The sequence below is a fragment of the Streptococcus sp. A25 genome, from assembly GCF_043674095.1.
GTDB lineage: Bacteria > Bacillota > Bacilli > Lactobacillales > Streptococcaceae > Streptococcus > Streptococcus suis_V.
Map to the genome: position 1 here is coordinate 17,252 of NZ_JBIMJO010000012.1, position 23,856 is coordinate 41,107.

The window sequence follows — 23,856 nt, forward strand, 5'->3', positions numbered from 1 at the left end:
AAAATGGCTAATAAACAAGATTTGATCGCAAAAGTTGCAGAAGCAACTTCATTGACTAAAAAAGATTCTGCAGCAGCAGTTGATGCGGTATTCGCAGCAGTAGCTGACTACCTTGCAGCTGGTGAGAAAGTTCAATTGATTGGCTTCGGTAACTTCGAAGTTCGTGAGCGTTCAGCACGTACAGGTCGCAACCCTCAAACAGGTGCAGAAATCAAAATCGCAGCTTCTAAGGTTCCTGCTTTCAAAGCTGGTAAAGCACTCAAAGACGCTGTTAAATAATTCAGCTCTAAAAAGCCCATTGTATCAACGTTTCGGCGTTGTGCAGTAGGCTTTTTTCTTGTTTAAGGGGCAAATAAGGGGCATAAAATCAGTATTTCAGAACGTCGACAAACTGTATTCTGGATAAATAAACTAAGTAGCTCTGCTAAGAAAAAACGAAAATTTAGTTTATTTTGCGAGCGGAGCGAGCCCTAAGCCAGGACTTTCCGCTGTGATGAAAATGAGAAACGTTGTCGTTTCGGACATTCGGAGTATTTGAGACCTTAGGCTCAAATACTAGGTATGGAATTCCGTAGGTAGCTCAAACAGTCTGGGGGACTGTTTGAGGAGTAAAACTAGAAACAAGAAAGTTTACTACCGTCCGACATCACCTCAGGAAAGTCTGAAAAGAGATTTTGTCTACAAACTCAGGATTTTTCCTTAACTTTTGACTTCTAATTACAAATAAAACAACCACCTGCTTCAGATGGTTGTCTTATTTCTATCTCGAACGTTGTTTACCAGCGTTGCGGTTTTTCTTTTTAGATGCTTTTTCTTCGATGATAGCTGATGCAGCTGGGGTCACATCTTTGACTTTGCCTGGTGCAGCTTTCAAGGGTTTGTTCTTAAATTCTTCCTCTACCTGCTTGCGAATGCGTGGCTTGAGGATGAAGTTGGTGATGGCTTGTTGGATAAGACTAATCAGACCACCGACTACCCAGTAAAGGGTTACACCAGCTGGAGAGCCAAATGAGATCATCACAATCATGAGCGGATTCATCAGTGCCATGGTTTTCATTTGCTTTTTCTGTTCTTCATCCATACCGACCTGCATGAGGAGGGATTGTCCATAGTAGAGTACACCTGCAATAGCTGTTAAAATCAGGCTGGATTTGCCCAGGTCGATACCGAGGAAACTAGCCTCAGCAATACCTGGAGTGTGGCGAGCCGCAAAGTAGATAGCCGAGAAGAAAGGCATCTGAATCAGGAGTGGTAAACAACCCATGCCTCCCAACATACTCACACCGTACTGTTTTTGCGTAGCGAAGTATTCTTGTTGGGCAGCCAGCTGTTCTTCCTGAGAACTTGCATTCTTCATACGTTCCTGGATTGGACCAAGAATTGGCTTGAGGTAGTTCATCTTTTCAGACTGGATAGCCGCCTTATAAGATTGGTAAATACCTAGTGGAAGGATAATCAAGCGGACAATCAGGGTCACGATGATAATGGCCAAACCATAGCCCAGGGCCTGATTCTCAGCAAAGTATTCGATGAGATAAGACATTGGTTGCCCCAGATAGTTCCAGATGAAACCGGTCGGATTACCACTTTTATCTGTCTGCACACAGCCCGACAAGAAGAGCAGAGTTGCCAGTGACAAGCCTGACAATTTGATGAATCGTTTATTTTTCAATTTCAAACTTCCTTTTTTACAATATAGTCTCTATTGTACTTGTTTTGGTCAAAATTCTCAAGTCTTTCACTTACCAGCCTTAAAAATTCTTCTCAAGTCCTAGCCATGACTGACTTTAAAATCTGTCATATCCGGGAAATTGGCCAAATTCACATCCAGATAGTTGACCCTGGCCATACGAGAAGGTCCTTTTCGTATTTCATGGATAAAATGGCTGAGCTTGTCAGCTTGATCCGACTGGGCCAGGATGGTGACTGTTCCATCGTCATTGTTCCAGACACGGCCGTAGACATCACCGATTTCCAGAGCCAGAGCCTGGACTGACCAACGAAAACCAACTCCCTGGACACGACCAGAGGCAATCATTTTGACCTTTCTCATGGGGTTCTCCTTTTTGACAAGTAACTTACTTTATTATATCATGGACAATAAGAAATAAAAAGGAGCAGCTATGGACATTATCCGCTCAAAGGCCAATAATCTGGTCAAGCAAATCAAGAAATTGCAGCAGAAAAAATACCGAACCTCCTCCTATCTGATAGAGGGCTGGCACCTGCTAGAAGAGGCTGGTGCTGCTGGTGCGACTTTCGAGCATATCTTGGTCTTGGAAGAATACGCAGAGCGGGTTGCTGGTTTGCCCAATGTTAGTCTAGTGACACCTGACATCATGCGGGACCTGGCCGATTCCAAGTCTCCCCAGGGTGTCCTTGCCCAGCTGGCCCTTCCTAGACAAGACTTGCCAACAAGCCTTACCGGCAAATTCCTGGTCTTGGAAGATGTCCAGGACCCAGGCAATGTGGGCACCATGATTCGGACAGCAGACGCGGCTGGTTTTGACGGTATTTTTTTGACGGATAAGTCGGCTGATATTTACAATATTAAAGTTCTACGGTCCATGCAGGGAAGTCATTTTCATCTGCCGATTTATCGTCTGCCTGTGGAGGAGCTTGTCAGATACCTGCAGGCTCAAGGGTTGCCAATCTTAGCAACGACCCTGTCAAGCCAGTCGGTGGACTATAAGGACTTCCAACCTGGTCCTAGCTTTGCTATGGTTATGGGCAATGAAGGTCAAGGAATTTCAGCCTACATGGAGGAAGTGGCGGACCAGCTGGTCCACATCAGCATGCAGGGTCAGGCGGAAAGTCTTAATGTGGCCATAGCTGCCGGTATTCTTATGTTTAGTTTTATTTAAGGCTATCTTGGTAGACTATGCTATAATAGTCCGAGGAGGTCAAGATTTGACAGCTTACAAAAAAGATAAAGAGTATATGTGCTATGTGGGCCATCTGATTGAGACGCCCAAGGTGCAAAAATTGGGCACTATTCCCCACCACTACCATTCGACACGGCTGGAACATTCCATCAATGTGTCCTACACCAGCTATAAAATTGCCAAAAAATTTGGCTGGGATGCCAAAGCGACAGCTAGAGGCGGTCTCTTGCACGATTTGTTTTTCTATGACTGGCGGGATACCAAATTTCAGAAGAGCCATGCCTGGGTCCACCCAAGGATTGCCAAGCGCAATGCCCAGAAATTGACCAAGCTCAATAAGGTCGAAGAGGATATTATCGTCAAACACATGTTCGGTGCCACCATTGCCCCTCCCCGCTACAAGGAATCTTGGATTGTCACCTGCGTAGACAAGTATTGGGCGGTTCGTGAATGGAGTCTACCCCTGCAGCACAAGTGGAAGCATCGCAAAATTCTACGTTTTCAATAAATAAAGGAGTTTTTTATGAATAATGATTCAGTAATTATCAACCAGGTGGACAATACCGCCCTCAACCGTTTCTTTGGTAAGGTTTACGGCGTTGTCGCTATGGGAATTGGCTTGTCGGCCTTGGTGTCGTTTTTGACAGTGACGGTTTTCCGAGACGCTTTATTCGCTCTCATGCGTGGCGGTTCCATGCTCATGATGATTATCATGATTGCCCAGATTGCCCTGGTCTTTGCGGCCTCAGCTATGGCGGCTAAAAATAGTCCGCTGGCTCTGCCTATGTTTTTGGGCTATTCAGTGACAAATGGTTTCACTCTGAGTGTCGTGCTGTTGGCCTATACAGGTGAAACAGTGGCCCTGGCCTTTGTATCAACTGCCCTCATGTTTGCAGTCATGGCTATTATCGGGATGACCACCAAGAAAAATCTGTCCGGCATGGCCCAGGCTCTTCGAGCAGCTCTCTGGGGAGTGATTATTGCCAGTGTTGTCAATATCTTTCTACGTAGCTCAGGTATCAGCTTCGCTATGTCTATCATCTCTGTCTTGATTTTCTCAGGTTTGATTGCCTATGATAATCAGCGCATCCGCACTGTTTTCGAGCAAACAGGCGGAAATGTCGGTCAAGGCTGGGTCGTTTCTATGGGCCTGCAGCTCTATCTTGACTTTATTAACTTGTTCCTGAACTTGCTCCGCATTTTCGGTAACTTAAATCGAGATTAAAACTTCCCACTCTCCGAGTGGTTTTTTCATTTTCTGAAAATGCCTTTCTATGCTATAATGGTTAGAAAATTGAGGAGAATGAGTTATGACCAAAATACCATTTATTGATAAGGAAACCCTTGCGACGATTACAGACCAATTTCCAACGCCTTTTCACTTGTACGATGAGAAGGGGATTCGTGAAAAAGCGCGTGCGCTCAATGCTGCCTTTGCTTGGAACCCAGGCTTTAAGGAATATTTTGCGGTTAAGGCGACACCGACACCAGCTATCTTGAAAATTTTGCAAGAAGAGGGCTGCGGTGTGGATTGTGCGACGGATGTGGAAGTGCTGATGAGTGCCAAAATGGGCTTTACGGACATTATGTTTACTTCCAATGATACCCAGGCGCAAGAATTTGTCTATGCACGCGAAGTTGGAGCGACCATTAACTTGGACGCCTATGAGCATATCGAGTTTTTGAAAAATGTAGCCGGTATTCCTGAGACAGTTTGCCTACGTTATAATCCAGGTGGCATCTTCTCGCTTGGTACAGACATCATGGACCATCCAGAAGAGTCCAAATTTGGCATGACCAAGGCCCAGCTCATGCAGGGCTACAAGGACTTGAAAGAATTGGGCGTTAAGGAATTTGGTATCCATGCCTTCTTGGCCTCCAACACTGTGACCAATGACTACTATCCAGAATTGGCGCGCCAACTCTTCGAATTGGCCCTGGAAATCCGTGAGGAGACAGGTGTCACACTTGATTTTATCAACCTGTCAGGTGGTATTGGGGTCAACTACCGTCCAGACCAGGAGCCAAATGATATTGCCGTGATTGGCGAGGGTGTCCGCAAGGTTTACGAAGAAATTCTTACGCCTGCTGGCATGGGACATGTGAAAATCTTTACGGAGCTAGGACGCTTTATGCTGGCACCACATGGGCATCTGATTACCAAGGTTCTCCACCGCAAGGAAACCTATCGGACTTATGTTGGTGTGGATGCCTCAGCAGCCAACCTAATGCGTCCAGCCTTCTATGGTGCCTACCACCATATCACCAATATCAGTCGACCAGACGCTCCGATTGAAGTAGTGGATGTGGCGGGCTCTCTCTGCGAAAACAACGATAAATTCGCAGTCAATCGTGAATTGCCACGCGCAGAAGTGGGGGATACCCTGGTCATCCATGATACGGGTGCTCACGGTTTCTCCATGGGCTATAACTACAACGGACGCCTGCGTTCAGCGGAGATTCTCTTGGAGGAAAATGGCGGAGCGCGTATGATTCGACGGGCTGAAACGCCAGAAGACTACTTTGCGACCTTGTACGGTTTTGAATTTGACAAGTAAGTCTTGGAAAAGACGGGAAAATTTGGTATAATAGGTCTAGAAAATTAGAATACAGTCTATAGGAGATTGAAATGCAAATCGGAATCGGAATTGTTATATTATTGGTTGTCTTAGCACTTGCTGGTGGTGTTGCTCTCGGTATTTACCTATCACGCAAACAGGTTGAAAAAATGATTGCGGACAAGCCTATTTTGGATGAAAACGCTCTTCGTTTGATGATGAGCCAAATGGGTCAAAAACCAAGCGAGGCTAAGGTTCAGCAGGTATTGCGCCAAATCAAGAGCCAACAAAAAGTAGCAACTAACAAGAAAAAATAAGCAAGCACTGGGGCTGGGGATTCATTCCCAAGTCCTTTTGTTTGGAGAAAGTCCTAGGAAACTATATGGATAATCGACCAATCGGATTTTTAGATTCAGGTGTGGGTGGTCTGACGGTGGTTCGTGAACTCATGCGTCAACTTCCCCACGAAGAAGTCGTCTATATCGGCGATTCGGCCAGGGCCCCTTACGGCCCAAGGCCAGCTCAACAAATCAGAGAGTATACCTGGCAGCTGGTCAATTTTCTCTTGACCAAGAATGTTAAAATGATTGTTTTCGCCTGCAATACAGCGACGGCTGTTGCCTGGGAAGAGGTTAAGGAAAAGTTGGATATTCCAGTTTTAGGTGTGATTTTGCCAGGGGCATCGGCTGCTATCAAGGCGACCCAGTCTGGCAAGGTAGGGGTGTTGGGCACAGCTATGACTATCCAGTCAGATATTTACCGGGAAAAAATTCAGGCCTTGTCGCCGGAAACTCAGGTTGAAAGCTTGGCATGCCCACGATTTGTCCCTCTGGTGGAGTCCAATAGCCACCAGTCTAGCCTGGCCAAGAAGGTGGTCTACGAAACCCTCAAGCCCCTTATGGGGAGGGTGGATACCCTGGTGCTGGGCTGCACCCACTATCCCCTCCTGCGGGCTATCATTCAAAATGCCATGGGGCAGGATGTAAAACTGATTGACTCTGGGGCAGAAACAGCGCGGGATATCTCCGTTTTGCTCAATTATTTCCAGCTCAATCGCAGTCGGACGGAGGCCAATCTTCAACATCGATTTTATACAACAGCCAGCCCAGAGGCTTTTAAGGATATCGCAGAAAGCTGGTTGGGCATTGATATTCAAGTGGAGCATGTAGAATTATGACAGAAAAGATTTACGAATACAGGGACGAGCAGAATTGGTTTATTGGCAAGGCGAACTTTGCCAATCTATTTGGAAGCTTTGGTGAGACTGGAAGAGAGCAGGAAATATATCAATTGGGGCATGCTTTCGATCAACTTATTGCCTCAAAATATGAAGATGACTACAACCAGTGCGTCCAGATTGAGATTATTCGATTGCATTCGGATTTCAAACTCATCCAGTTTGCTCTCGATGTCTTAAATGACCTCAACAACCGCCAATTCAAGGCTATCCAGCACCAGGGAGCTGTGCTGGTGACTGAAGGCGAAAAACTGCACCTGGTTTACTTGCCCAAGGAAGGGGTGTCCACAGAGGCTTTCTTTGGTCAGGAGCAAGGCTTGGCCGGTCTTGGAGACAGCATTCTGATTGCCACTAAAAATGAAGGCAAGACCAAGGAATTTCGCAAGTTCTTTGAGAAATTGGGCTATCAGGTTGAGAATCTCAACAACTATCCTGACCTGCCAGATTTGGCTGAGACAGGGACCACTTTTGAGGAGAATGCCCGTCTCAAGGCGGAAACCATTGCAGAGCTGACAGGCAAGATGGTCCTGGCAGATGATTCGGGTCTCAAGGTAGATGTCCTCGGCGGTTTACCAGGAGTTTGGTCAGCTCGTTTTTCAGGTCCAGAGGCGACAGACAGCCGTAACAATGCCAAGTTGCTCCACGAATTAGCCATGGTGTTTGAGACCAAGGACCGCTCGGCCCAGTTCCATTGCACCTTGGTCATGGCAGCACCGGGTCGGGAAAGCCTGGTGGTTGAGGCAGATTGGGCAGGCTATATTGGCACAGAACCCAAGGGAGAAAATGGTTTTGGCTACGATCCGCTCTTTTTGGTCGGTGAGACTGGCAAGACGTCGGCTGAACTTAGTCTAGAAGAGAAGAATAAGATTTCCCACCGGGCGCAAGCCTTAGAAAAATTGTTGGAGGCATTTCCAGTATGGCAGGAGCAAGCAAGACAATCATAGTCATGAGTGATTCTCATGGAGACCGTAAGATTGTAGAGGAAATTAAGAACCGTTACCTTGGCAAGGTTGATGCAATCTTTCACAATGGAGATTCGGAGCTAGACAGCCAAGACCAGCTTTGGGAGGGAATGTACGTTGTCAATGGCAACTGTGACTACTTTGGTTGCTATCCAGATAGGCTGATTACCCAGTTGGAGGATGTGACCATTGCCCAGACCCACGGCCATCTCTATGGCATCAATTATGGCTGGCAGCGATTGGATTATTGGGCCCAAGAAGTGGAGGCGGATATCTGTCTCTACGGGCATCTCCATGTGCCCGATGCAGAGCTGCGGGGCAAGACCCTCTTTCTCAATCCTGGATCAGTCAGTCAGCCACGGGGCTTGGTCAGAGAGTGCCTCTATGCCCTGGTGACTATTACAGATAGTCACTTCCATGTTGAACACTACAATCGTCAGCACCAGATTTATCAGCCACTAACAAAGGACATTCCACGATGATTGCACGCGAATTTGAAGCATTTTTGCTGGCTCAAGAAGAGACTTTTTTGACTCCGGCCAATAAGCTGGCGGTCATTATTGATAGCCATAATATCGACCATGCCAAGCTCTTACTCAGCCACATGTCCTATTCACGGGTACCTGTTGTGACCGAAGAAGGGCAGTTTTTCGGCACCATTGGCCTGACGGAAATCAATCGTTACCAGGCTGAAAACGGCTTGAGCGATGATGAGCTTAATAGCGATATTTCCCTGATTGCAAAGACGGATGAGGAGACAGTTGGTCAAGATTACGACCTGACAGAAGTCATGCGAAAATTGGTCGACCAGTCCTTCCTTCCTGTTCTGGGTGAAAATGGGGAGTTCAAGGGGATTATTACTCGGAAATCCATTCTCAAGGCCATCAATGCCCTGCTCCACAACTTTCCCCTGCCGTCTAAAGAGGCAAAAAAATGAAAGATTGGATTGCAGCATTTATCAGGAGCAAGTCCATAAGCAGCAACAGTCAGAAGTCCTACACCTATGACCTACAGCAATTCATGGAGGTGACCCAGGGCCAGGTCAACCAGCAGACACTCTTGACCTACCAGCAGACGCTCTTGACTCGGAAGCCTGCTGCCCAGAAGCGTAAGTTGTCAGCAGTCAATCAGTTCCTCTATTTTCTCTACGAGGAGGGGCAGCTGGAGCGATTTTATAAGCTCAAGGCCCTGACCAGCCCTGCCTCTATCAAGCAGCGACCACAGGTGGAAGAATTGTCCCCCTTATGGACGGAGACAGCCTTTCTTGATGGGCAGACCATTGCTCTTTTGATTGGCTTTTTAGGGCTGACGCCTAGTGAAATAGCAGAGCTGACTGTGGATGACCTTAACCTAGATTTTCAGGTGTTGACTGTCCAGAAGGGTCAGACCAAGCGGGTCCTGGATATTCCTAAAGAAATCCTGCCCTACCTAGAAAATCGCTTGACCGGTGTCTATCTTTTTGACAAAAAAGGGCAAACCTATTCCCGCCAGTGGTTCTTTAATCGCTTGACTGAATTTGTTAGCTCCATAGGTCGGTCAGATTGGACCGCCCAGAAATTGAGAGAACAGTATATTCTGGGGCAAATCAAGCAAGGCAAGTCTCTGGACCAGTTGGTCAAACAATTGGGCTTGAAATCAAGCATGAGTTTGGAAAAATACAAGTAATGGATATTAAACTGAAAGATTTTGAAGGACCTCTGGACCTCTTGCTCCACCTGGTGTCCAAGTACCAGATGGACATCTACCAGGTGCCGATTACAGAGGTCATTGAGCAGTATCTAACCTATATTGCCACCTTGCAGGCCATGCGGCTGGAAGTGGCAGGGGAATACATGCTCATGGCCAGTCAGTTGGTGGTCATCAAGAGTCGGAGGCTCCTGCCCAAGGTAGTGGAGCAGACAGACCCAGAAGATGACCCAGAGCTGGAGCTCTTGGACCAATTGGAAGAGTACCGCAAATTCAAACTTCTCAGCGAGAAGCTGGGGGAGCAGCATGATGAGCGGGCCAAGAGTTTCTCCAAGCCCAAGGAAGAGCTGGTCTACGAAGATGTGCAACTGGTCCAGGACAAGACCGTTGTAGATTTGTTCCTGGCTTTTTCCAAAGTCATGGCTGAAAAGCAGGCCAGCCTGCGCCAATCGCATACGACCATTGCCAGAGATGAGTACAAGATTGAGGACATGATGGACCTGGTCCGTAGTCACTTTAAGGCTGGTTCGCGTCTGGAGTTGCGCCAGCTCTTTAAGGACAGTCATGATATCAATGAGGTTATCACCATTTTCCTGGCCACTTTGGAGTTGGTCAAGGTCCATGAGATTAGCTTTGAACAAACGGAGGCTTTTGGGGATATTTACCTAGTAAGGAGGGAGCATGAGCCGATTAGCTGAAATAGAAGTCCTGCTATTTGTGGCAGGTGAGGAAGGCCTGACCTTGCGTAATCTAGCGGAGATGCTGGACATGCAGCCGACTGCCCTCATCCAGCAGTTGGAGAAATTATCTGAAAAGTACATGGCGGATAAGGATTCTGGTCTGGCACTCTTGGAATCATCCAACCGCTACAAGCTGGTAACCAAGAAGGAATTTGCCGAGCTCTTGCGGATTTATGCCAAGACACCGATAAACCAGACCATGTCCCGGGCGCTATTGGAAACCCTGTCTATTGTTGCCTACAAGCAGCCCATTACACGGATAGAGGTGGATGACATCCGTGGGGTCAATTCCAGCGGTGCCATTAGTAAGCTCCAGGCTTTTGATTTGATTCGGGAAAATGGCAAGAAGGAGGTGTTGGGCCGGCCAAATCTCTATGTGACCACTGATTATTTTTTGGACTACATGGGGATTAACAGCCTGGACCAATTGCCGGATGTGTCAGATTTGGACCTGAAAGATGAGGAAACAGAGCTTTTCCTAGAAAGAAATGAGTTAGAAGATGAGAATTAACAAATATATTGCCCACGCAGGCATTGCCAGCCGACGCAAGGCTGAGGAATTGATCAAGCAGGGGCTGGTGACTGTCAATGGTCAGGTGGTGCGTGAATTGGGAACTGTCATCAAGTCTGGTGACAGGGTTGAGGTAGAAGGCCAGCCTATTTACAATGAAGAGAAGGTCTATTACCTGCTCAACAAGCCTCATGGAGTGATTTCCAGCGTATCGGACGACAAGGGTAGAAAGACGGTCGTAGACCTTTTGCCTACGGTCAAGGAACGGATTTATCCTGTGGGTCGTCTGGACTGGGATACATCAGGTGTCTTGATTTTGACCAACGATGGAGATTTCACAGACGAGATGATTCACCCGCGCAATGAGATTGATAAGGTCTATCTGGCGCGTGTCAAGGGGGTTGCCAATAAGGACGTTCTTCGTCCCTTGACCCGTGGAGTGGTCATTGATGGTAAGAAAACCAAGCCAGCTGTCTATGAGATTATCAAGGTGGACCCTGTCAAGAACCGTTCGGTGGTCGAATTGACTATCCATGAGGGGCGCAATCACCAGGTTAAGAAGATGTTTGAAGCGGTTGGTCTACAGGTGGACAAGCTGTCTCGGACTCGTTTTGGTAATCTAGACTTGACAGGTCTGCGTCCAGGTGAGTACCGCAAGCTCAATAAGAAGGACATCAGCAAGCTCCATACCATGGCTGTTACCAAGCCAGCTAAGAAGAAATGACCAGGCTCATCATCGGCCTGGTCCGGCTGTACCAACGATTTATCTCACCCCTCTTTCCACCGTCTTGCCGTTATCGACCTACCTGCTCGGCCTATATGATTGTGGCCTTGCAGAAGCACGGCTCAAAGGGATTCTTGATGGGCCTGGCCCGTATTGGGCGCTGTCATCCCTTTGTGGAAGGTGGTGAGGATCCAGTACCGGACCATTTTAGCCTGAGAAGAAATAAAGTATGAAAAGGTGTAAAAAATAGCGAAAAATGGTGATTTTTGGGAATAAATCCTTGACAGAGGCATCAACTGAGCGGTATAATAGTAACACGATTTCATTGATTTAACTCAAACCTGTTGTGAGTTAAGTGAATGAATCATCATTCACCATGCTGTTTGCTGAGCTTGACTCCGGGCAGTGTGGCATTTTTTTTACTTGAAATGAGATGAAAGATAATGAATATCGAAGAATTGCACTACAAAGAAGAAACAGCTAAAAACCACGTCGTTCTGTTTGAGCCACAAATTCCCCAGAATACGGGCAATATCGCCCGGACCTGTGCTGCGACCAACAGTCCTCTGCACATTATCAAGCCCATGGGCTTCCCTATTGATGATAGCAAGATGAAACGAGCTGGTCTTGATTACTGGGACAGGCTGGACGTCCGTTTTTATGAAAATTTAGATGAATTTATGACCTACGTCAGCCAGCATGGCCAGGTACATCTGGTGTCAAAATTCGCTGATAAGACCTATTCCAACCAGTCCTATCAGGAGGGAATCCATTATTTTCTTTTTGGGCGTGAGGACAAGGGCCTGCCAGAAGAATTCATGCGCCAGCATCCAGAAAAGGCTATCCGCATTCCCATGAACGATGAGCATGTCCGTAGCCTCAATGTATCCAATACAGTCTGCATGATTGTCTATGAAGCCCTGCGTCAGCAGGAATTTGCAGGCCTTGACCTGGTCCATACCTATGAAGGGGACAAACTCAAATAATGTGATATCATTACCAAAGTCTTGCAGAGGCAAGGCTTTTTTGGTATCATTAAATAGTCTTCAGGGCAGGGTGAAATTCCCGACCGGCAGTGATTTTATTAAGATAGTTTCTCTATTTTGAAAATTTTTCTTTGAGGGCGGCAGCAGGAGCGACCGAAGGTCGCAAGTCCGACGCTTGTCGCCGTGGTGAAAGTCATCCTATTTTTGAATAGGATGACAGGGGGTTTTCGAGACCTTAGGCTCGAAAATAAGTCATGAAACCGAAGGTTTGCTACGGCCCTACCACCTTAGACAAGTGTCAAAAAAGAAATTATCTAGTAAATAAGTCTGCGAGCGCAAGCTGATGTGGTGCAATTCCACAACCGACAGTACAGTCTGGATGGGAGAAGACGAAGTAGTTGGCCTCGGCCTGCTCTCTTGGCCTTCTTCAATTTTCAAAAATTGGAGGAACCTTTATGACAAACACACGCAAAATGACGATTATCGCCATTCTCTCAGCAGTATCTTTTCTGCTCATGTACTTGAAATTTCCGCTGATTCCAACAGCTAATTTCCTGGAAGTGGACTTTTCAATCGTACCCATACTCTTTGGTCTCTTGATGCTGGATTTGAAATCAAGCTTTGCGATTCTTTTCATCCGGACCTTGCTCAAGTTGATTTTGAACAACCAAGGTGCATCGACCATTATTGGTCTGCCAATGAATATTGCAGCTATGTCAGTCTTCATTCTAGCTGTGGCCTACATTTGGAAAAAAGACCAGACAGTGAAAAATTATGTGAAAACAGCAGCTGTGGCAACAATTACATCGACCTTGGTCATGCTGGTCATGAACTATGTTTATGCTGTGCCAGTCTATGCGACCTTTGCAGGCTTCGATATCAAACAAATTCTAGGACTTGGCAACTATCTCTTTGCCATGGTCCTTCCCTTCAACCTCTTGCAGGGAATCGTGCTGTCGCTGGCTTTCTATGTATGTTACAAGGCAGCCCAGCCAATTTTAAAGAAAGTTTAACCATTCTATGGTAAACTAAATACATGAAAAACAAACAAACACATTTACGAAACGCATCTTTTTTGGCCCTGGCCTTTGTTATTCTAGGCTATACGGTCAAATTCTATCCAGAGGCAGTCGCAGGCTTTGACACGGCAATTCAGACACTTGTCCGTGGCAATCTACCTAGCATTGCCAGCCAGTTTTGGACCTCGATTACGGTTCTTGGAAATACAGTGATTATTCTGACTATTTCCTTGCTCCTTGCAGCTTTCTTCTATTTTTATAAAAAGTGGAAGATGGAGGCTTCCTTGATTCTTGCTAGTTTTGCGGTTATGGGGGTGGCATCAACAGCCCTGAAATATGTCTACCAACGGCCGCGCCCTAGTATTGAATGGTTAATCGATACGATTGGTTATTCCTATCCTAGCTGGCACACTGCCTCGACCATGATGATTACAGGAGCGGTGGTTATCATTATTCAGCAACGAATGAAGAAGGGAGCACTAAAGCTCTTGCTTCAAGCTGGTCTGCTCATTTTAGCGGCTCTAGTTGCGATTTCAAGGATTTACATCGGCGTTCATTTTCCAACAGACATTATCGGTGGTTGGCTGTTGGCAGGCTTCCTGCTGTCAGTCCTCTATCCTTTCTATGATCAAAAACGCTTCGAATGGCGTTTTCAGAGTAAACAAAAATAATAAGCGAGGCTCCTACCTCGCTTATTTGCTTTCAACAATGGTCTTATTTATTCTTAATCGGGCCGTTTTCTGCTTCTTTCAGAGCTTCTTGAACCGTTTGTGCAAAGAGTTGTCCACCTTCATTGATGGTGCTTGGTTCGCTACCAAAATGAATATTGTCTGTGCCGGCCCAAATCTGAGGATTTTGCTTGGCAACGGCATTCCAATCAGCCACGGTGATAAAGTCATAATCCTTGGCTAATTGACGAATGTAACGCGCATGTTTTTCAGCTATTGGGTCATCGTACGTAGCAGAGTTACCATCGTAGGGGGTCACTAGAATCAAGCGGTAACCATTCGGCAGGATATCAACCATTTTCTTCAGCTCTTCCTGGTAATTGCTGACCACATTGGCACCGGTTGCTACCACAACATTTTTCAAGAGTGTTCCATTGTCAATATTGGTCTGTAGAATCTCGTTAGCCTGGATGGTATTCCGGCTCTTCTCCGCATCAATCATAGCATCAGGCAGGGCTGCTTGTAGGTGCTCGCTTGCTCGAAGTGTCACAGAATCACCGATAATGGTCACTCCGTCTGTGATATCAAAATGGCTGGCTTTTCCCTTTTCGGCAAAGTTTTTGGTCTGTGTCATGCGGGTATCTGCCTGCTTGAGGCTTTCCACCATAAGCGAATGGTCTAAATCACCGAGTTTTGGAACAAACAAACTAATGCCCAAGGTAAGCAAGCTGAGAACACCAAACGTTATAGCCAACCATTTGGTATAGGGAACTAAATCAATTTCCAGACCAAAGAGTTTTCCCGTCCTGCCTGCAATATAAGGCTCTAGAACATAGTAGGATAGGCTAGCCATCAGCAGTGTCACAAGCAAGGTCAGTCCAACGGCCAGAAGGTGGTTGGAAATCAGTTGATTGAAGATAATGTAAAGGGGCCAGTGGAAAAGGTAGATACCGTAGGAAATATCCGCCAGAAACTGGATAGCTGCCGGCTCCTTCACGCTTGCTGTCTTTTCGTGTAAGATTCTAGCCGCAAGAATCATGGCACAGGTTGCCAGACTTGAGAGGAAGAAACCGAAAAGATAGGTGAAAATCGAATCAAACCGTAGGAAGAAGAGGAGGAGGGCTTCTAAGCCCAGACCACCTGAGAAAACCAATAGGGTCTTCCGTAAATCCCATTGTTGCACCATTTTCTGGAAACCGGTTGTAGTATGCTTGATGCCTACAATGGTCGCAAGCAGGCTCCCCAGAAAGAAGGGGAAGGAGTGAGCTAGTGTAGAGAAGTAAATCCTAGAATAGCTTGTGACAAAGAAGCTAGAAATAAACATTCCAAAGAAGCTAAGGACAAATAGGAGGCCTGAACTGAGGAAAATAGTTCCTCTAAGTTGTCCTACAGACCTGGCTTGCCGCGTTATCCACCAGAGAGCTAGCCCCCAGATGATGTAGAATTGGACTTCAATCGCAAGGGTCCAGGTGTGAACAAAGAGATGGGGGGTAAATTGATTTTCGTATCCACCACCGGCCAAAATTTCATAGATGTTGGTCATAAAGCCCAGAGCAGCTGTGATTTGCCGTCCGATATTGGCTGTAAAATCATTACGAATCAGGAGAGCCAGAGGTGTGACGGTCAGAATCAGCAGGACCAAAGGTGGGAAAATACGGTACAAGCGCCGTTTTAGAAATGCCTTGAAATCGAACTCCTTGTCGGCATGAAATTGGTCAATAATCAGGGCAGTCGTCAGATAGCCGGATAGGGTGAAGAAGAGGTCAACTCCGACAAAGCCTCCAGAGAAGTATTTGATGTAAAAATGATAGAGCAGGACCATTACCAGTCCTAGCACTCGAATTGTTGAAAACCATTTAATCCTCATGTTGATAAATCCCCTGCTTAAACGTTCCTTCGTAGACTGATTTTGCCTTGGTTGTTAGCTTACCTTTACCATCAGCCAGGCCATTGACAAATCGACCTGAATAGCTCCAACCATCCTTTGAAGTGAAGGTTCCCTGACCATTGAAACTGCCATTTTTAAACTGTCCTTCATAGGTATCTCCATTTTCAAAGGTCAGCTTGCCCTTACCGTCCATTTTATTGGCCAAGACGGTGCCGCTATACTTGATTTTACCGTCATCTAGGGTCAAGGTTCGTTGGCTGGGAATGCGTCCGATAAAGACGGAAATCAGGCAGATTAGGATAAATAGGAGTGTCAACCGTTCGATATTTTGCCTTGTGAGGAAGGCCTTCCAATCTTCTGGAAGCGAATAATGCATGCTTTTCATGTCTTGTCCCTTACTAGAATAGATTCGCCTACTATTTTACCATTTTTTCTCATATATTACAAAAATGTTACGTAATTCCTCTGCTTATTTTAGCCGTTCCAACCAGTCCTTGCAGCCCTGGCTGACCATTTGATAAGTTTCCTCGAAATCCCCTGTGTACCAAGGGTCGGGAACGGATCTGTCGGCAAATTGGTAGATTTTATCTTGGGCAGAAGGAGGAGCCATCTTTTTTAGGTCACGGACATTGTTGCTGTCCATGCCGATGATATAGTCAAATTCCTTAAAATCCGCTGCTGAAATCTGCTGAGATGTCTTGCTACTACTGTAGGGAATCTGGTATTTTTTGAAAATCTTCTGGGTTCCCGGATAGATAGGATTGCCGTGTTCCCAGCCTGATGTGGCACGGCTTTCGATGTGGTAGTCGTCGGTCAAGTCTTTCATGACAAATTCAGCCATTGGACTGCGACAGATATTTCCAAGACAGACAAATGCAATTTTTTTCATGATTTTCCTTTCACTTCACAAGAAAAGGCAACCGAAGTTACCTTAGCATGTTTATTTTTCGTCCTTGTCAAAGGCGTTTTTGATACCGTTGACAGCACCTTCGAGGCCGTCTTTAGCATCTTCTACAAAGCCCTTGGCATCTTCGACCAACTCTTTAGCTTTGCCGAGCCCTTTTTCAACAAGACCTTCCACTTCAAGCTCTTTATCACCTGTCAATTTGCCCAAGCCCTCTTTGACAGAACCAGTCAATTGATCTAATTTAGCACCGAATTTTTCTTCTGACATATGAACCTCCAATAGATGTTATAGGGAGTGATGGGAGAAATTCCCATATGTTGACTATCTATAGAATACCTTAATTATCCTCATTTTGCAAGCGCTTTGCTTGTCTAAAAATGGACTTCTCACTAGATGGTAATTAGTTGCACATTTATTGAAATAACATTATAATAAATATAAATAAAAATAAAAGAAAGAAGGTTCCTTTTATGAAAAAAGAAATATTGAAGCCGTCAGCTGAAGTTGCTAGTCTGTCTCTGGGGAAATCTCTGAACTATCAGGATACCAAGGCTGTTCTCAATCAGGCTGTCGCAGACCTGTCAGTGGCTCATTCTATCTTGCATCAGGTTCATTGGTACATGCGTGGTGCTGGATTTATGATTTGGCATCCAAAAATGGATGAATACATGGATGAGTTGGATGGTTACCTAGATGAGATGAGTGAGCGTTTGATTACCTTGGGCGGTGCTCCATTTTCAACCCTTAAAGAGTTTAGTGAAAATAGTCAGCTCAAGGAAGTTCCTGGTGATTATACTGTAACGATTGAAGAGCAATTGGCGCGTGTGGTAGCGGTGTTCCGCTATCTAGCTACTCTTTTCCAAAAGGGATTTGATGTCAGTGATGAAGAAGGTGACAGCGTAACCAACGATATTTTCAATGTGGCTAAGGCAAGTATTGAAAAACATATTTGGATGTTGCAGGCAGAACTAGGACAAGCTCCGAAATTGTAAATAGATGAAGGGTCCAGAAGGACTCTTTTTTGCTGCATAGATGATAGTCGAATGAATTTGCAATTAGACAGGGTGGAAAACCCATGTAAAGCAAGTCACTTATGAAGAGTGCAGCAAGTCGAAAGTGTCGATGTATCAAAGCAAAATTAGATGAAAATATTCAAAGATAAACTCAATGACAATAATATGACATTTGTCACATGAGTCAATGACAAAGGCTTCTAGTGCGGGCTTCATTTTCGAGATATACTGTCTATGTAAGATGTTCAAGTAGTAGGAGGTAGAAAAATGATAGAAGTACGAGCATTAGAAAAAATCATCAAGGGGCGGACAATCTTGTCTGACATTTCCTTTGAGGTAGCAAGCGGTGATTGTGTGGCCTTAATTGGTCAAAATGGGGCTGGGAAAACGACCCTTATGTCTTGTTTGTTGGGGGATAAGAAGGTGACGAGAGGCCAGGTTTTGTTGGACGGTCTGCCTCCACAGGCTCAGTCCAATAAGGAAAAGGTAGCAGTCTTACCTCAAGAAAATGCTATTCCAACGGACTTGAAGGTCAAGGAATTGCTCCGCTTTTTCCAAGCCATCTACAAGGATAGTCTGACAGATGTGGAAATCGACAGCCTGCTCTGCTTTTCCCCAGAGCAAAAAAATCAACTGGCCGGCAAGCTATCGGGTGGTCAGAAGCGGCTCTTGGCTTTCGTCATCTGCCTGATTGGCAAGCCCAAGTTGCTCTTTTTGGACGAGCCGACGGCGGGTATGGATACTTCGACCCGTCAGCGTTTCTGGGAGATTGTCCATGAACTCAAGGCTCAGGGTGTGACTATTTTTTATACCAGCCACTATATCGAGGAAGTGGAGCATACGGCGGAGCGGATTTTGGTCTTGCACCAGGGGCGGTTACTAAGAGATACCACGCCATTTGCCATGCGGAGTGAGGAGCAGGAGAAGGAAGTAACCCTGCCGATTGCCTTTGCGGCGGCGGTGGAGAGCTTGGCTGAAATCAATGAAATCAGCTACAAACAAGATACGGTTAGCTTCAAGACCCGAGCTATTGAGCAGGTTTGGGCGAATTTGCAGGAGGCAGGTTGTCGGATTTCAGATCTAGAGGTTCAGAACAAAACCCTGCTCAACAGCTTATTTGACAAGACAAGGGAGGAAGAATCATGAAAGCATTAGTTCAAGTAGAGGCGTTAAAATTATCTAGGAGTTTGGGAGTTTTTCTCCTGTCTATCGGGATGCCAGTTATCTTTTTCCTGATTTTTTCTTCGACGGTTGACTTAGGTGATGAGAACTTGCAAAAGGCCTTTATTCAGTCTTATATGTTAACCATGACAGGATTTTCCATGTCAGGCTTTGCTCTCTTTACTTTTCCCATGATGCTGGCAGAGGACAGGAAAAATAGCTGGTTGACCTTTATCCAGCATTCGCCCCTGCCAATCTGGCAATACTATCTTTCCAAACTGGTTCGGGTCTTGCTCTGCTTTGTGTCTTCTATTGCCATTGTTTTTGCGGTGGGTGGCTTGGTCAAGGGGGTAGAGATGACAGCTCAGGAATGGGTCGTGTCCGCACTCATGCTCCTTGTAACCTCTATCGTATTTCTAGCCATTGGCTTGCTCTTGGTGCAAATTCAGTCGGAACAAATCATGTCGGTGGTGGCCAATCTACTCTATTTTGTCCTTGCTATCATGGGTGGCTCTTGGATGCCTGTTTCCCTCTTTCCAGACTGGGTGCAGCGGATTTGTAAACTCATGCCCAGCTACCATGTCAACCAGCTGGTGACCACCTATGCCCAAGAGGGAGATTTTCTCTGGAAATCCTTGCTAATTGTCCTAGGCTATGCGATAATTTTCTTAGGAATTGCTCTGATACTGAATAGAAAATCGGAGCAGCAGTGAGGTGACAGATGATATTTGAAAAAAGAAAGGTACCGCTCATGTTCTTCGTGGGCATGATCTTTCTCTATTTTCCCTTTTACTATGCCCAGTATAGTCCCAATCCGACGGCAGTTGTCCTAGCGACCATTCTCTTTGCCCTGGTCTATTGCTCCCTCTTTTATACCGACCACAAGCTATATTCCCTGCTGGCTTGGTTTTACCTGATTGGCTATATCGCCGTCATGAGCTTTTGGGGCAATCTGCAATTTTCCCTCTTCATCTTTAACCTGTCCAATATGCTGGGCTGGTATTATAAAGAGAATCGACCGACCTATCGGACGGTGTCCTACGGGCTTTTGTTGCTGGCTATTATCCTATGGGCTCTCTTTGGCCCTGTTCCTTTTGAGATGAGAGCTTTTGCACTTGTTATCCACTTTTTCGGCTTGACCTTGCTGATTTTCAGCTGGATTGAGACCAAGCGGGAAGCCCTTCAGCAACGCCTACAGGAGCAAAATGCTTCCATTAACCTCTTGCTAGCTGAGAACGAACGCAACCGTATCGGTCAGGACTTACACGACACCCTGGGCCATGTCTTTGCCATGCTATCTGTCAAGGCCGAGTTGGTCCAGACACTTTTAGACCACGATCAGATTGACCAGGCCAAGAAGGAGGTGGCAGCCCTTCAGACCTTGGCCAAGGACTCTATGCAGGAGGTCCGCCAGATTGTCCAGTCCCTCAAGCAGCACACCGTGACAGAGGAACTCCAGATTTTACAGCAGATGTTGGATCTTGCAGGAGTGGATTTAGTCGTCTTGGGCGGGGAAATAGCAGAGCAGCTCAGCTTGCCTGTCCAGAACAAGCTGGCTATGGTGCTGAGAGAATTGGCTAACAACCTGCTCAAGCACAGCCAGGCTAGCAAATGTCGTTTGATGTTTGAAAAAGACCAGCAAGAATTGGTTTTGCACTACGAAGACAACGGTGTGGGCTTTGCCCAGTTGACTGGTCAGGAATTGCATACCATAAAAGACAGGTTGGTAACGGTCAAAGGCAGTTTGGAATTTATCTCTCTAGCCAAGCCCACCTGTCTGTCCATACGAATTCCGTTTGAGGAGGTGGTAGAATGAGAATCTTAGTCGCAGAAGACCAAGCGATGCTGCGGGACGCCCTCTGTCAACTCTTGGGCTTTCAAAATGCGGTTGAGGCTGTTTTACAGGCTGAAAACGGCAGTCAGGCCATTGCTCTTTTGAAAAAAGAGCCCGTAGATGTGGTGCTATTAGATATAGAAATGCCTGAAAAGACGGGCCTAGATGTCTTGGAATGGGTGCGGGGGCAAGTCTTGCCTGTCAAGGTTGTCATCATGACCACCTTCAAGCGACCGGGCTATTTTGAGCGGGCGGTCAAGGCAGATGTGGATGCCTATGTGCTCAAGGAACGCTCCATCGCAGACCTCATGCGGACCATTGAAACTGTCTTGGCGGGGCGGAAGGAATATTCACCAGAGTTGATGGATATTCTCCTAACCCAACGCAGTCCCTTGACCAACTTGGAAAGTCAACTACTCAAGCTGGTGGCAGAAGGTCTGTCCAATAAGGAAATTGCCAGCCAGCTCCACCTTTCTGATGGGACAGTCCGCAACTACATGACCTCTATCCTGTCCAAGCTGGGTGCTGAAAACCGCACAGCTGCTGTAAAGATTGCACAGGAAAAGGGCTATATATAGCTAGAACCTCTATTCACAGGAAAAGGCTTGCACTCGGCAGGTCTTTTTCTAGTCGAATTTTGCTTTAACCTTCATTTCTCTATTGAAAATATCCCTATATTTTGCTAGAATTTTCTTATGGAACGACTTTACGATGTGCAGCAGTTGCTCAAACGTTTTGGTATCATTGTGTATATGGGAAATCGTTTGTATGATATTGAAATGATGCAGATTGAGCTCAATCGGGTCTACCAGGCTGGAGTTCTGGATAGGCTGGAATACATGGAGGCTGAGTTGGTTTTACGTCGGGAACATCGTTTGGAATTAGAGTACCAGAGATTGAAGGAGAAGTAGATGGAAACCTTGTGGACACTTTTATTATTTGTAGCCCTATTGGGTGCCTGGATGGGCTTTAATTATTGGAGATTGCGCCGTGCAGCCCAGGTCATTGACAATGCGGAATTTGCGCAGAAAATCCATGGTGGTCAGCTGATTGACCTGCGCGAGCCGGGCGAGTATAACCGCAAGCACATTTTGGGTGCGCGGAATATTCCCTACCAGCAGCTCAAGCAAAGTACTAATGCCCTTCGCAAGGACAAGCCTGTTTTGATCTATGAAAATGACCGTGGTCAATTGGTTACCCCAGCAGCTCTTTATTTGAAAAAGCAAGGGTTTAATGACATCTATATCTTGAGCTATGGTTTGAATGGCTGGGATGGCAAGGTGAAGACCGCAAAATAAGTAGATTTTTCATTACGAGTGTAGAATGTTAGTATGAGGAAACGAAAATGAATCGAAAAGATGAAAAATTATCCTTGGATGAAATTGGCATAATTGCAGGTATCGTGTTGATTTTATCCATTAGTTTATTGGCAATTTGGTTCAATGGCTCAACTGCAACAAAAGAGACTAGGGCTGAGCAGTCTGAAACGGTTGATACCAGTCTTTCTTCGGCTGAAAAAGCTGTGAAAAAATTGGAAAATTCTTCCAGTGAGGCTGACTTGAAAGCTGCCCAGGCTGCTGTAGATAAGTTACAGGCTACGACTGCAAAAGAGAGCCTGCAGAAGCGAATCGATACGGTCAAGCAAGCGATTGCTAAGCAGAAAGAAGTAGAAACACAGGCAAAATTAAAGGCTGAAAAGATTCGGGCAGAAGAAACCCGCAAATATGTTGAGGAACACCAGAAAGACCAGGCGGCAGACAATCAAACCGAACCAAGCCAGGCTGAACCGGCTCCTGCACCAGAAGTAGTGATAGAACAACCAGTTGTAGAGGAATATTATGAAGTACCAGCGGTTGTAGAGGTTCCTGTGGAGCCTTCTGTAGCACCGCCGGCTGAACTAGCTCCAGAGGAAGTTGCACCTACAGCTCCTACAGCAGAGGTTCCAGCATCAGAAACACTGGTCACAGAAGGTCAGTAATTGAACTTATTTTGAAAGAGGAGGTTGGGCATAAAGTCCAACCTCTAGTTCTTTGATTAACAAAATTACATTAGCGCAGGGGTTGATTGTTCAAATGGTTCGGGGAACTGTGAAAGACGGGAAACAGGGATTGTGAAACAATCCTCGATAGTTCGAGTTTTACGCTCCAAACTAGACCTAATGAATGGTGCGAACTTCGTTCGCTCTATTTTCAATCTTTAACTGTCTTCTACAGCTTTTTGGATGCGTCTGGGCAGAAAGTCCAGCCTCGCTTCTCAGAGTTCGTGTCAACATCTCAGCGCAGTGGTTGATTGGCAGATTTATTCGTGTTTCACACTCCAAATCTGACCTATACGACTGATGCGAACAGAGTTCGCTTCATCTCCAACCTCAAACTGTCTCCCAGACAGTTTGAGCTATGCGGGGTGGGAGTGAAACAGTCTGGGGATAGACTGTTTCAGCTCAACAACTAGAAATAAAGACTTGTTGACGAACTCTTTTTAGACTGGTCGAATTCTTTCCCACTCCCATTATCTCCAACTTCCAAAGGATTTGGAAACCTTTGGAGGTATGCGAAAGTAAATTCTAGATAAATTCTGAAGAGGGGAAACCCTCTTTTTTAGTTGTTTCTTCTGCTAAAATTTGCTATACTGAGAAAAAGGAGTAGGCTATGGAAGAGTTGAATATGTGGTATCTTGTCTGGCTTGGATTGGTCTTGGTGATTGCAAGTTCTGTCTTCTATGATGATAAGCGGTATAAGCCTTTCGGCTTTCGCTATTGGCTAAGTGTTGTTGGAGCCTTCTGTCTGGTTTTGGTTGCCCTAATTTCCTGCTTAATCTTTGTAACTAGCATTTCCTTGATGCTCTATCATCGATTTGGTAATGGCACCGTTTTGCTTGGAATTCTATTTTTTCTGATGACGTTTGCTTTAGTGAGCTATGCCTATTTTGCCTGTAAAAGGGTTGTTGCTCGTACACGGTTTTATCGGTCAATGACGAGGAGGGACTAGTGCGAATATAATTGGTGAATTAATCGTTGAATTTTTGACGGAATTGCCAGATTTTGATCCCAAAAAGCACAAGCCTTTCGGAGGTCGCTA

At 45.9% G+C, this 23,856-nt stretch carries 33 protein-coding genes; 27 read left to right on the forward strand and 6 right to left on the reverse strand.

Translation table 11 applies throughout. The features are described from left to right. Positions 1-3: 3 nt before the first annotated feature. Entirely contained in the window at positions 4-279 is a 276-nt protein-coding gene (locus ACHBID_RS06550) for an HU family DNA-binding protein (protein WP_105106668.1), read from the forward strand. Positions 280-760: 481 nt separating this feature from the next. Here the strand turns inward: ACHBID_RS06550 and yidC are convergent, their stop codons facing one another. Further along, a complete protein-coding gene (gene yidC / locus ACHBID_RS06555; RefSeq protein WP_105160875.1) occupies positions 761-1,672 on the reverse strand; it encodes a membrane protein insertase YidC in 912 nt (303 codons plus the stop codon). A 99-nt stretch (positions 1,673-1,771) separates the two neighbouring features. Next, positions 1,772-2,053 (reverse strand): acylphosphatase, encoded by a 282-nt coding sequence (locus ACHBID_RS06560; protein ID WP_105136845.1) that lies wholly within the window; start codon positions 2,051-2,053, stop codon positions 1,772-1,774. A 70-nt stretch (positions 2,054-2,123) separates the two neighbouring features. Between ACHBID_RS06560 and ACHBID_RS06565 the strand changes: the two genes are divergently transcribed. From ACHBID_RS06565 to ACHBID_RS06645, 17 genes are all read left to right on the forward strand, one after another. Then, positions 2,124-2,864: a TrmH family RNA methyltransferase gene (locus ACHBID_RS06565; protein ID WP_394719196.1), complete on the forward strand. Its 741-nt coding sequence runs from the start codon at positions 2,124-2,126 to the stop codon at positions 2,862-2,864. 46 nt (positions 2,865-2,910) lie between these two features. Continuing rightward, positions 2,911-3,393 (forward strand): HD domain-containing protein, encoded by a 483-nt coding sequence (locus tag ACHBID_RS06570; RefSeq protein ID WP_394731903.1) that lies wholly within the window; start codon positions 2,911-2,913, stop codon positions 3,391-3,393. Positions 3,394-3,408: 15 nt separating this feature from the next. Continuing rightward, positions 3,409-4,110 carry a Bax inhibitor-1/YccA family protein gene (locus ACHBID_RS06575; RefSeq protein ID WP_394731902.1) on the forward strand — a complete coding sequence of 234 codons (702 nt, stop codon included), beginning with the start codon at positions 3,409-3,411 and terminating at the stop codon, positions 4,108-4,110. A gap of 85 nt (positions 4,111-4,195) precedes the next feature. Beyond that, positions 4,196-5,443 carry a diaminopimelate decarboxylase gene (locus ACHBID_RS06580; protein ID WP_172022141.1) on the forward strand — a complete coding sequence of 416 codons (1,248 nt, stop codon included), beginning with the start codon at positions 4,196-4,198 and terminating at the stop codon, positions 5,441-5,443. 71 nt (positions 5,444-5,514) lie between these two features. Further along, on the forward strand, positions 5,515-5,760 hold the full coding sequence (locus ACHBID_RS06585; RefSeq protein WP_394719201.1) for a YneF family protein: 246 nt from the start codon (positions 5,515-5,517) through the stop codon (positions 5,758-5,760). Between the two features lie 65 nt (positions 5,761-5,825). Then, positions 5,826-6,620, forward strand: a complete 795-nt coding sequence (racE, locus tag ACHBID_RS06590; protein WP_105111923.1) for a glutamate racemase — start codon at positions 5,826-5,828, stop codon at positions 6,618-6,620. Continuing rightward, entirely contained in the window at positions 6,617-7,624 is a 1,008-nt protein-coding gene (locus tag ACHBID_RS06595) for a nucleoside-triphosphate diphosphatase (RefSeq protein WP_394719204.1), read from the forward strand. The genes racE and ACHBID_RS06595 overlap by 4 nt, the downstream gene beginning before the upstream one ends. After that, positions 7,597-8,124 (forward strand): metallophosphoesterase, encoded by a 528-nt coding sequence (locus ACHBID_RS06600; protein WP_394731901.1) that lies wholly within the window; start codon positions 7,597-7,599, stop codon positions 8,122-8,124. The genes ACHBID_RS06595 and ACHBID_RS06600 overlap by 28 nt, the downstream gene beginning before the upstream one ends. Then, positions 8,121-8,579, forward strand: a complete 459-nt coding sequence (cbpB, locus tag ACHBID_RS06605) for a cyclic-di-AMP-binding protein CbpB (RefSeq protein ID WP_105111926.1) — start codon at positions 8,121-8,123, stop codon at positions 8,577-8,579. Before ACHBID_RS06600 ends, cbpB begins: the two co-directional genes overlap by 4 nt. Continuing rightward, positions 8,576-9,307 carry a site-specific tyrosine recombinase XerD gene (xerD, locus tag ACHBID_RS06610; protein ID WP_394731900.1) on the forward strand — a complete coding sequence of 244 codons (732 nt, stop codon included), beginning with the start codon at positions 8,576-8,578 and terminating at the stop codon, positions 9,305-9,307. The genes cbpB and xerD overlap by 4 nt, the downstream gene beginning before the upstream one ends. Next, positions 9,307-10,026, forward strand: a complete 720-nt coding sequence (locus ACHBID_RS06615; RefSeq protein ID WP_394731899.1) for a segregation/condensation protein A — start codon at positions 9,307-9,309, stop codon at positions 10,024-10,026. The genes xerD and ACHBID_RS06615 overlap by 1 nt, the downstream gene beginning before the upstream one ends. Beyond that, the gene (scpB, locus tag ACHBID_RS06620; RefSeq protein WP_105111929.1) at positions 10,010-10,579 is read left to right on the forward strand and encodes an SMC-Scp complex subunit ScpB; all 570 of its coding nucleotides are present in this window, start codon (positions 10,010-10,012) and stop codon (positions 10,577-10,579) included. Before ACHBID_RS06615 ends, scpB begins: the two co-directional genes overlap by 17 nt. Further along, positions 10,569-11,303: a pseudouridine synthase gene (locus ACHBID_RS06625; protein ID WP_125266087.1), complete on the forward strand. Its 735-nt coding sequence runs from the start codon at positions 10,569-10,571 to the stop codon at positions 11,301-11,303. The genes scpB and ACHBID_RS06625 overlap by 11 nt, the downstream gene beginning before the upstream one ends. Then, positions 11,300-11,536: a membrane protein insertion efficiency factor YidD gene (gene yidD / locus ACHBID_RS06630; protein ID WP_105111931.1), complete on the forward strand. Its 237-nt coding sequence runs from the start codon at positions 11,300-11,302 to the stop codon at positions 11,534-11,536. The genes ACHBID_RS06625 and yidD overlap by 4 nt, the downstream gene beginning before the upstream one ends. 210 nt (positions 11,537-11,746) lie before the next feature. Beyond that, on the forward strand, positions 11,747-12,289 hold the full coding sequence (locus ACHBID_RS06635; RefSeq protein WP_172062535.1) for a tRNA (cytidine(34)-2'-O)-methyltransferase: 543 nt from the start codon (positions 11,747-11,749) through the stop codon (positions 12,287-12,289). Positions 12,290-12,744: 455 nt separating this feature from the next. Then, entirely contained in the window at positions 12,745-13,302 is a 558-nt protein-coding gene (locus ACHBID_RS06640) for an ECF transporter S component (RefSeq protein WP_105160613.1), read from the forward strand. A 23-nt stretch (positions 13,303-13,325) separates the two neighbouring features. Next, entirely contained in the window at positions 13,326-13,979 is a 654-nt protein-coding gene (locus ACHBID_RS06645; RefSeq protein ID WP_105160612.1) for a phosphatase PAP2 family protein, read from the forward strand. 43 nt (positions 13,980-14,022) lie between these two features. Here the strand turns inward: ACHBID_RS06645 and ACHBID_RS06650 are convergent, their stop codons facing one another. The 4 genes from ACHBID_RS06650 to ACHBID_RS06665 form a co-directional block, all read right to left on the reverse strand. Then, entirely contained in the window at positions 14,023-15,843 is a 1,821-nt protein-coding gene (locus tag ACHBID_RS06650; protein ID WP_105160611.1) for an acyltransferase family protein, read from the reverse strand. Beyond that, positions 15,833-16,249, reverse strand: a complete 417-nt coding sequence (locus ACHBID_RS06655; protein WP_105136862.1) for a hypothetical protein — start codon at positions 16,247-16,249, stop codon at positions 15,833-15,835. The genes ACHBID_RS06650 and ACHBID_RS06655 overlap by 11 nt, the downstream gene beginning before the upstream one ends. 84 nt (positions 16,250-16,333) lie before the next feature. Further along, a complete protein-coding gene (locus ACHBID_RS06660) occupies positions 16,334-16,753 on the reverse strand; it encodes a low molecular weight protein-tyrosine-phosphatase (RefSeq protein WP_105160610.1) in 420 nt (139 codons plus the stop codon). Between the two features lie 51 nt (positions 16,754-16,804). After that, entirely contained in the window at positions 16,805-17,038 is a 234-nt protein-coding gene (locus ACHBID_RS06665; protein ID WP_105160609.1) for a CsbD family protein, read from the reverse strand. A gap of 203 nt (positions 17,039-17,241) precedes the next feature. Between ACHBID_RS06665 and ACHBID_RS06670 the strand changes: the two genes are divergently transcribed. The 9 genes from ACHBID_RS06670 to ACHBID_RS06710 all read left to right on the forward strand — a co-directional run bounded on the left by ACHBID_RS06670 (position 17,242) and on the right by ACHBID_RS06710 (position 23,766). Beyond that, positions 17,242-17,763, forward strand: a complete 522-nt coding sequence (locus ACHBID_RS06670) for a Dps family protein (RefSeq protein ID WP_105160608.1) — start codon at positions 17,242-17,244, stop codon at positions 17,761-17,763. Between the two features lie 288 nt (positions 17,764-18,051). Continuing rightward, positions 18,052-18,930, forward strand: a complete 879-nt coding sequence (locus ACHBID_RS06675) for an ABC transporter ATP-binding protein (protein ID WP_394731898.1) — start codon at positions 18,052-18,054, stop codon at positions 18,928-18,930. After that, the gene (locus ACHBID_RS06680) at positions 18,927-19,658 is read left to right on the forward strand and encodes an ABC transporter permease (RefSeq protein WP_394731897.1); all 732 of its coding nucleotides are present in this window, start codon (positions 18,927-18,929) and stop codon (positions 19,656-19,658) included. The genes ACHBID_RS06675 and ACHBID_RS06680 overlap by 4 nt, the downstream gene beginning before the upstream one ends. Positions 19,659-19,666: 8 nt before the next feature. Then, a complete protein-coding gene (locus ACHBID_RS06685) occupies positions 19,667-20,761 on the forward strand; it encodes a sensor histidine kinase (RefSeq protein WP_394731896.1) in 1,095 nt (364 codons plus the stop codon). Continuing rightward, a complete protein-coding gene (locus tag ACHBID_RS06690; RefSeq protein ID WP_105160604.1) occupies positions 20,758-21,357 on the forward strand; it encodes a response regulator transcription factor in 600 nt (199 codons plus the stop codon). The genes ACHBID_RS06685 and ACHBID_RS06690 overlap by 4 nt, the downstream gene beginning before the upstream one ends. Before the next feature lie 117 nt (positions 21,358-21,474). Then, positions 21,475-21,690, forward strand: a complete 216-nt coding sequence (locus ACHBID_RS06695) for a YqgQ family protein (RefSeq protein WP_105110460.1) — start codon at positions 21,475-21,477, stop codon at positions 21,688-21,690. Continuing rightward, positions 21,691-22,077, forward strand: coding sequence for a rhodanese-like domain-containing protein (locus tag ACHBID_RS06700; protein WP_105123528.1), 387 nt, complete (start codon positions 21,691-21,693; stop codon positions 22,075-22,077). It begins immediately after the preceding gene. A 47-nt stretch (positions 22,078-22,124) separates the two neighbouring features. After that, positions 22,125-22,757: a hypothetical protein gene (locus ACHBID_RS06705; RefSeq protein ID WP_105160603.1), complete on the forward strand. Its 633-nt coding sequence runs from the start codon at positions 22,125-22,127 to the stop codon at positions 22,755-22,757. Between the two features lie 670 nt (positions 22,758-23,427). Continuing rightward, complete coding sequence (locus ACHBID_RS06710; RefSeq protein ID WP_105110457.1) at positions 23,428-23,766, forward strand: MFS transporter; 339 nt, start codon at positions 23,428-23,430, stop codon at positions 23,764-23,766. The last annotated feature ends 90 nt before the right edge of the window (positions 23,767-23,856 follow it).

Coding starts and splice junctions, on each gene's coding strand:
- ACHBID_RS06550 (WP_105106668.1), top strand. CDS start 4: ATGGCTAATAAACAAGATTTGATCGCAAAAGTTGCAGAAGCAACTTCA.
- ACHBID_RS06560 (WP_105136845.1), bottom strand. CDS start 2,053: ATGAGAAAGGTCAAAATGATTGCCTCTGGTCGTGTCCAGGGAGTTGGT.
- ACHBID_RS06565 (WP_394719196.1), top strand. CDS start 2,124: ATGGACATTATCCGCTCAAAGGCCAATAATCTGGTCAAGCAAATCAAG.
- ACHBID_RS06575 (WP_394731902.1), top strand. CDS start 3,409: ATGAATAATGATTCAGTAATTATCAACCAGGTGGACAATACCGCCCTC.
- ACHBID_RS06580 (WP_172022141.1), top strand. CDS start 4,196: ATGACCAAAATACCATTTATTGATAAGGAAACCCTTGCGACGATTACA.
- ACHBID_RS06585 (WP_394719201.1), top strand. CDS start 5,515: ATGCAAATCGGAATCGGAATTGTTATATTATTGGTTGTCTTAGCACTT.
- racE (WP_105111923.1), top strand. CDS start 5,826: ATGGATAATCGACCAATCGGATTTTTAGATTCAGGTGTGGGTGGTCTG.
- ACHBID_RS06595 (WP_394719204.1), top strand. CDS start 6,617: ATGACAGAAAAGATTTACGAATACAGGGACGAGCAGAATTGGTTTATT.
- ACHBID_RS06600 (WP_394731901.1), top strand. CDS start 7,597: ATGGCAGGAGCAAGCAAGACAATCATAGTCATGAGTGATTCTCATGGA.
- cbpB (WP_105111926.1), top strand. CDS start 8,121: ATGATTGCACGCGAATTTGAAGCATTTTTGCTGGCTCAAGAAGAGACT.
- xerD (WP_394731900.1), top strand. CDS start 8,576: ATGAAAGATTGGATTGCAGCATTTATCAGGAGCAAGTCCATAAGCAGC.
- ACHBID_RS06615 (WP_394731899.1), top strand. CDS start 9,307: ATGGATATTAAACTGAAAGATTTTGAAGGACCTCTGGACCTCTTGCTC.
- scpB (WP_105111929.1), top strand. CDS start 10,010: ATGAGCCGATTAGCTGAAATAGAAGTCCTGCTATTTGTGGCAGGTGAG.
- ACHBID_RS06625 (WP_125266087.1), top strand. CDS start 10,569: ATGAGAATTAACAAATATATTGCCCACGCAGGCATTGCCAGCCGACGC.
- yidD (WP_105111931.1), top strand. CDS start 11,300: ATGACCAGGCTCATCATCGGCCTGGTCCGGCTGTACCAACGATTTATC.
- ACHBID_RS06635 (WP_172062535.1), top strand. CDS start 11,747: ATGAATATCGAAGAATTGCACTACAAAGAAGAAACAGCTAAAAACCAC.
- ACHBID_RS06640 (WP_105160613.1), top strand. CDS start 12,745: ATGACAAACACACGCAAAATGACGATTATCGCCATTCTCTCAGCAGTA.
- ACHBID_RS06645 (WP_105160612.1), top strand. CDS start 13,326: ATGAAAAACAAACAAACACATTTACGAAACGCATCTTTTTTGGCCCTG.
- ACHBID_RS06650 (WP_105160611.1), bottom strand. CDS start 15,843: ATGAGGATTAAATGGTTTTCAACAATTCGAGTGCTAGGACTGGTAATG.
- ACHBID_RS06655 (WP_105136862.1), bottom strand. CDS start 16,249: ATGAAAAGCATGCATTATTCGCTTCCAGAAGATTGGAAGGCCTTCCTC.
- ACHBID_RS06660 (WP_105160610.1), bottom strand. CDS start 16,753: ATGAAAAAAATTGCATTTGTCTGTCTTGGAAATATCTGTCGCAGTCCA.
- ACHBID_RS06665 (WP_105160609.1), bottom strand. CDS start 17,038: ATGTCAGAAGAAAAATTCGGTGCTAAATTAGATCAATTGACTGGTTCT.
- ACHBID_RS06670 (WP_105160608.1), top strand. CDS start 17,242: ATGAAAAAAGAAATATTGAAGCCGTCAGCTGAAGTTGCTAGTCTGTCT.
- ACHBID_RS06675 (WP_394731898.1), top strand. CDS start 18,052: ATGATAGAAGTACGAGCATTAGAAAAAATCATCAAGGGGCGGACAATC.
- ACHBID_RS06680 (WP_394731897.1), top strand. CDS start 18,927: ATGAAAGCATTAGTTCAAGTAGAGGCGTTAAAATTATCTAGGAGTTTG.
- ACHBID_RS06685 (WP_394731896.1), top strand. CDS start 19,667: ATGATATTTGAAAAAAGAAAGGTACCGCTCATGTTCTTCGTGGGCATG.
- ACHBID_RS06690 (WP_105160604.1), top strand. CDS start 20,758: ATGAGAATCTTAGTCGCAGAAGACCAAGCGATGCTGCGGGACGCCCTC.
- ACHBID_RS06695 (WP_105110460.1), top strand. CDS start 21,475: ATGGAACGACTTTACGATGTGCAGCAGTTGCTCAAACGTTTTGGTATC.
- ACHBID_RS06700 (WP_105123528.1), top strand. CDS start 21,691: ATGGAAACCTTGTGGACACTTTTATTATTTGTAGCCCTATTGGGTGCC.
- ACHBID_RS06705 (WP_105160603.1), top strand. CDS start 22,125: ATGAATCGAAAAGATGAAAAATTATCCTTGGATGAAATTGGCATAATT.
- ACHBID_RS06710 (WP_105110457.1), top strand. CDS start 23,428: ATGGAAGAGTTGAATATGTGGTATCTTGTCTGGCTTGGATTGGTCTTG.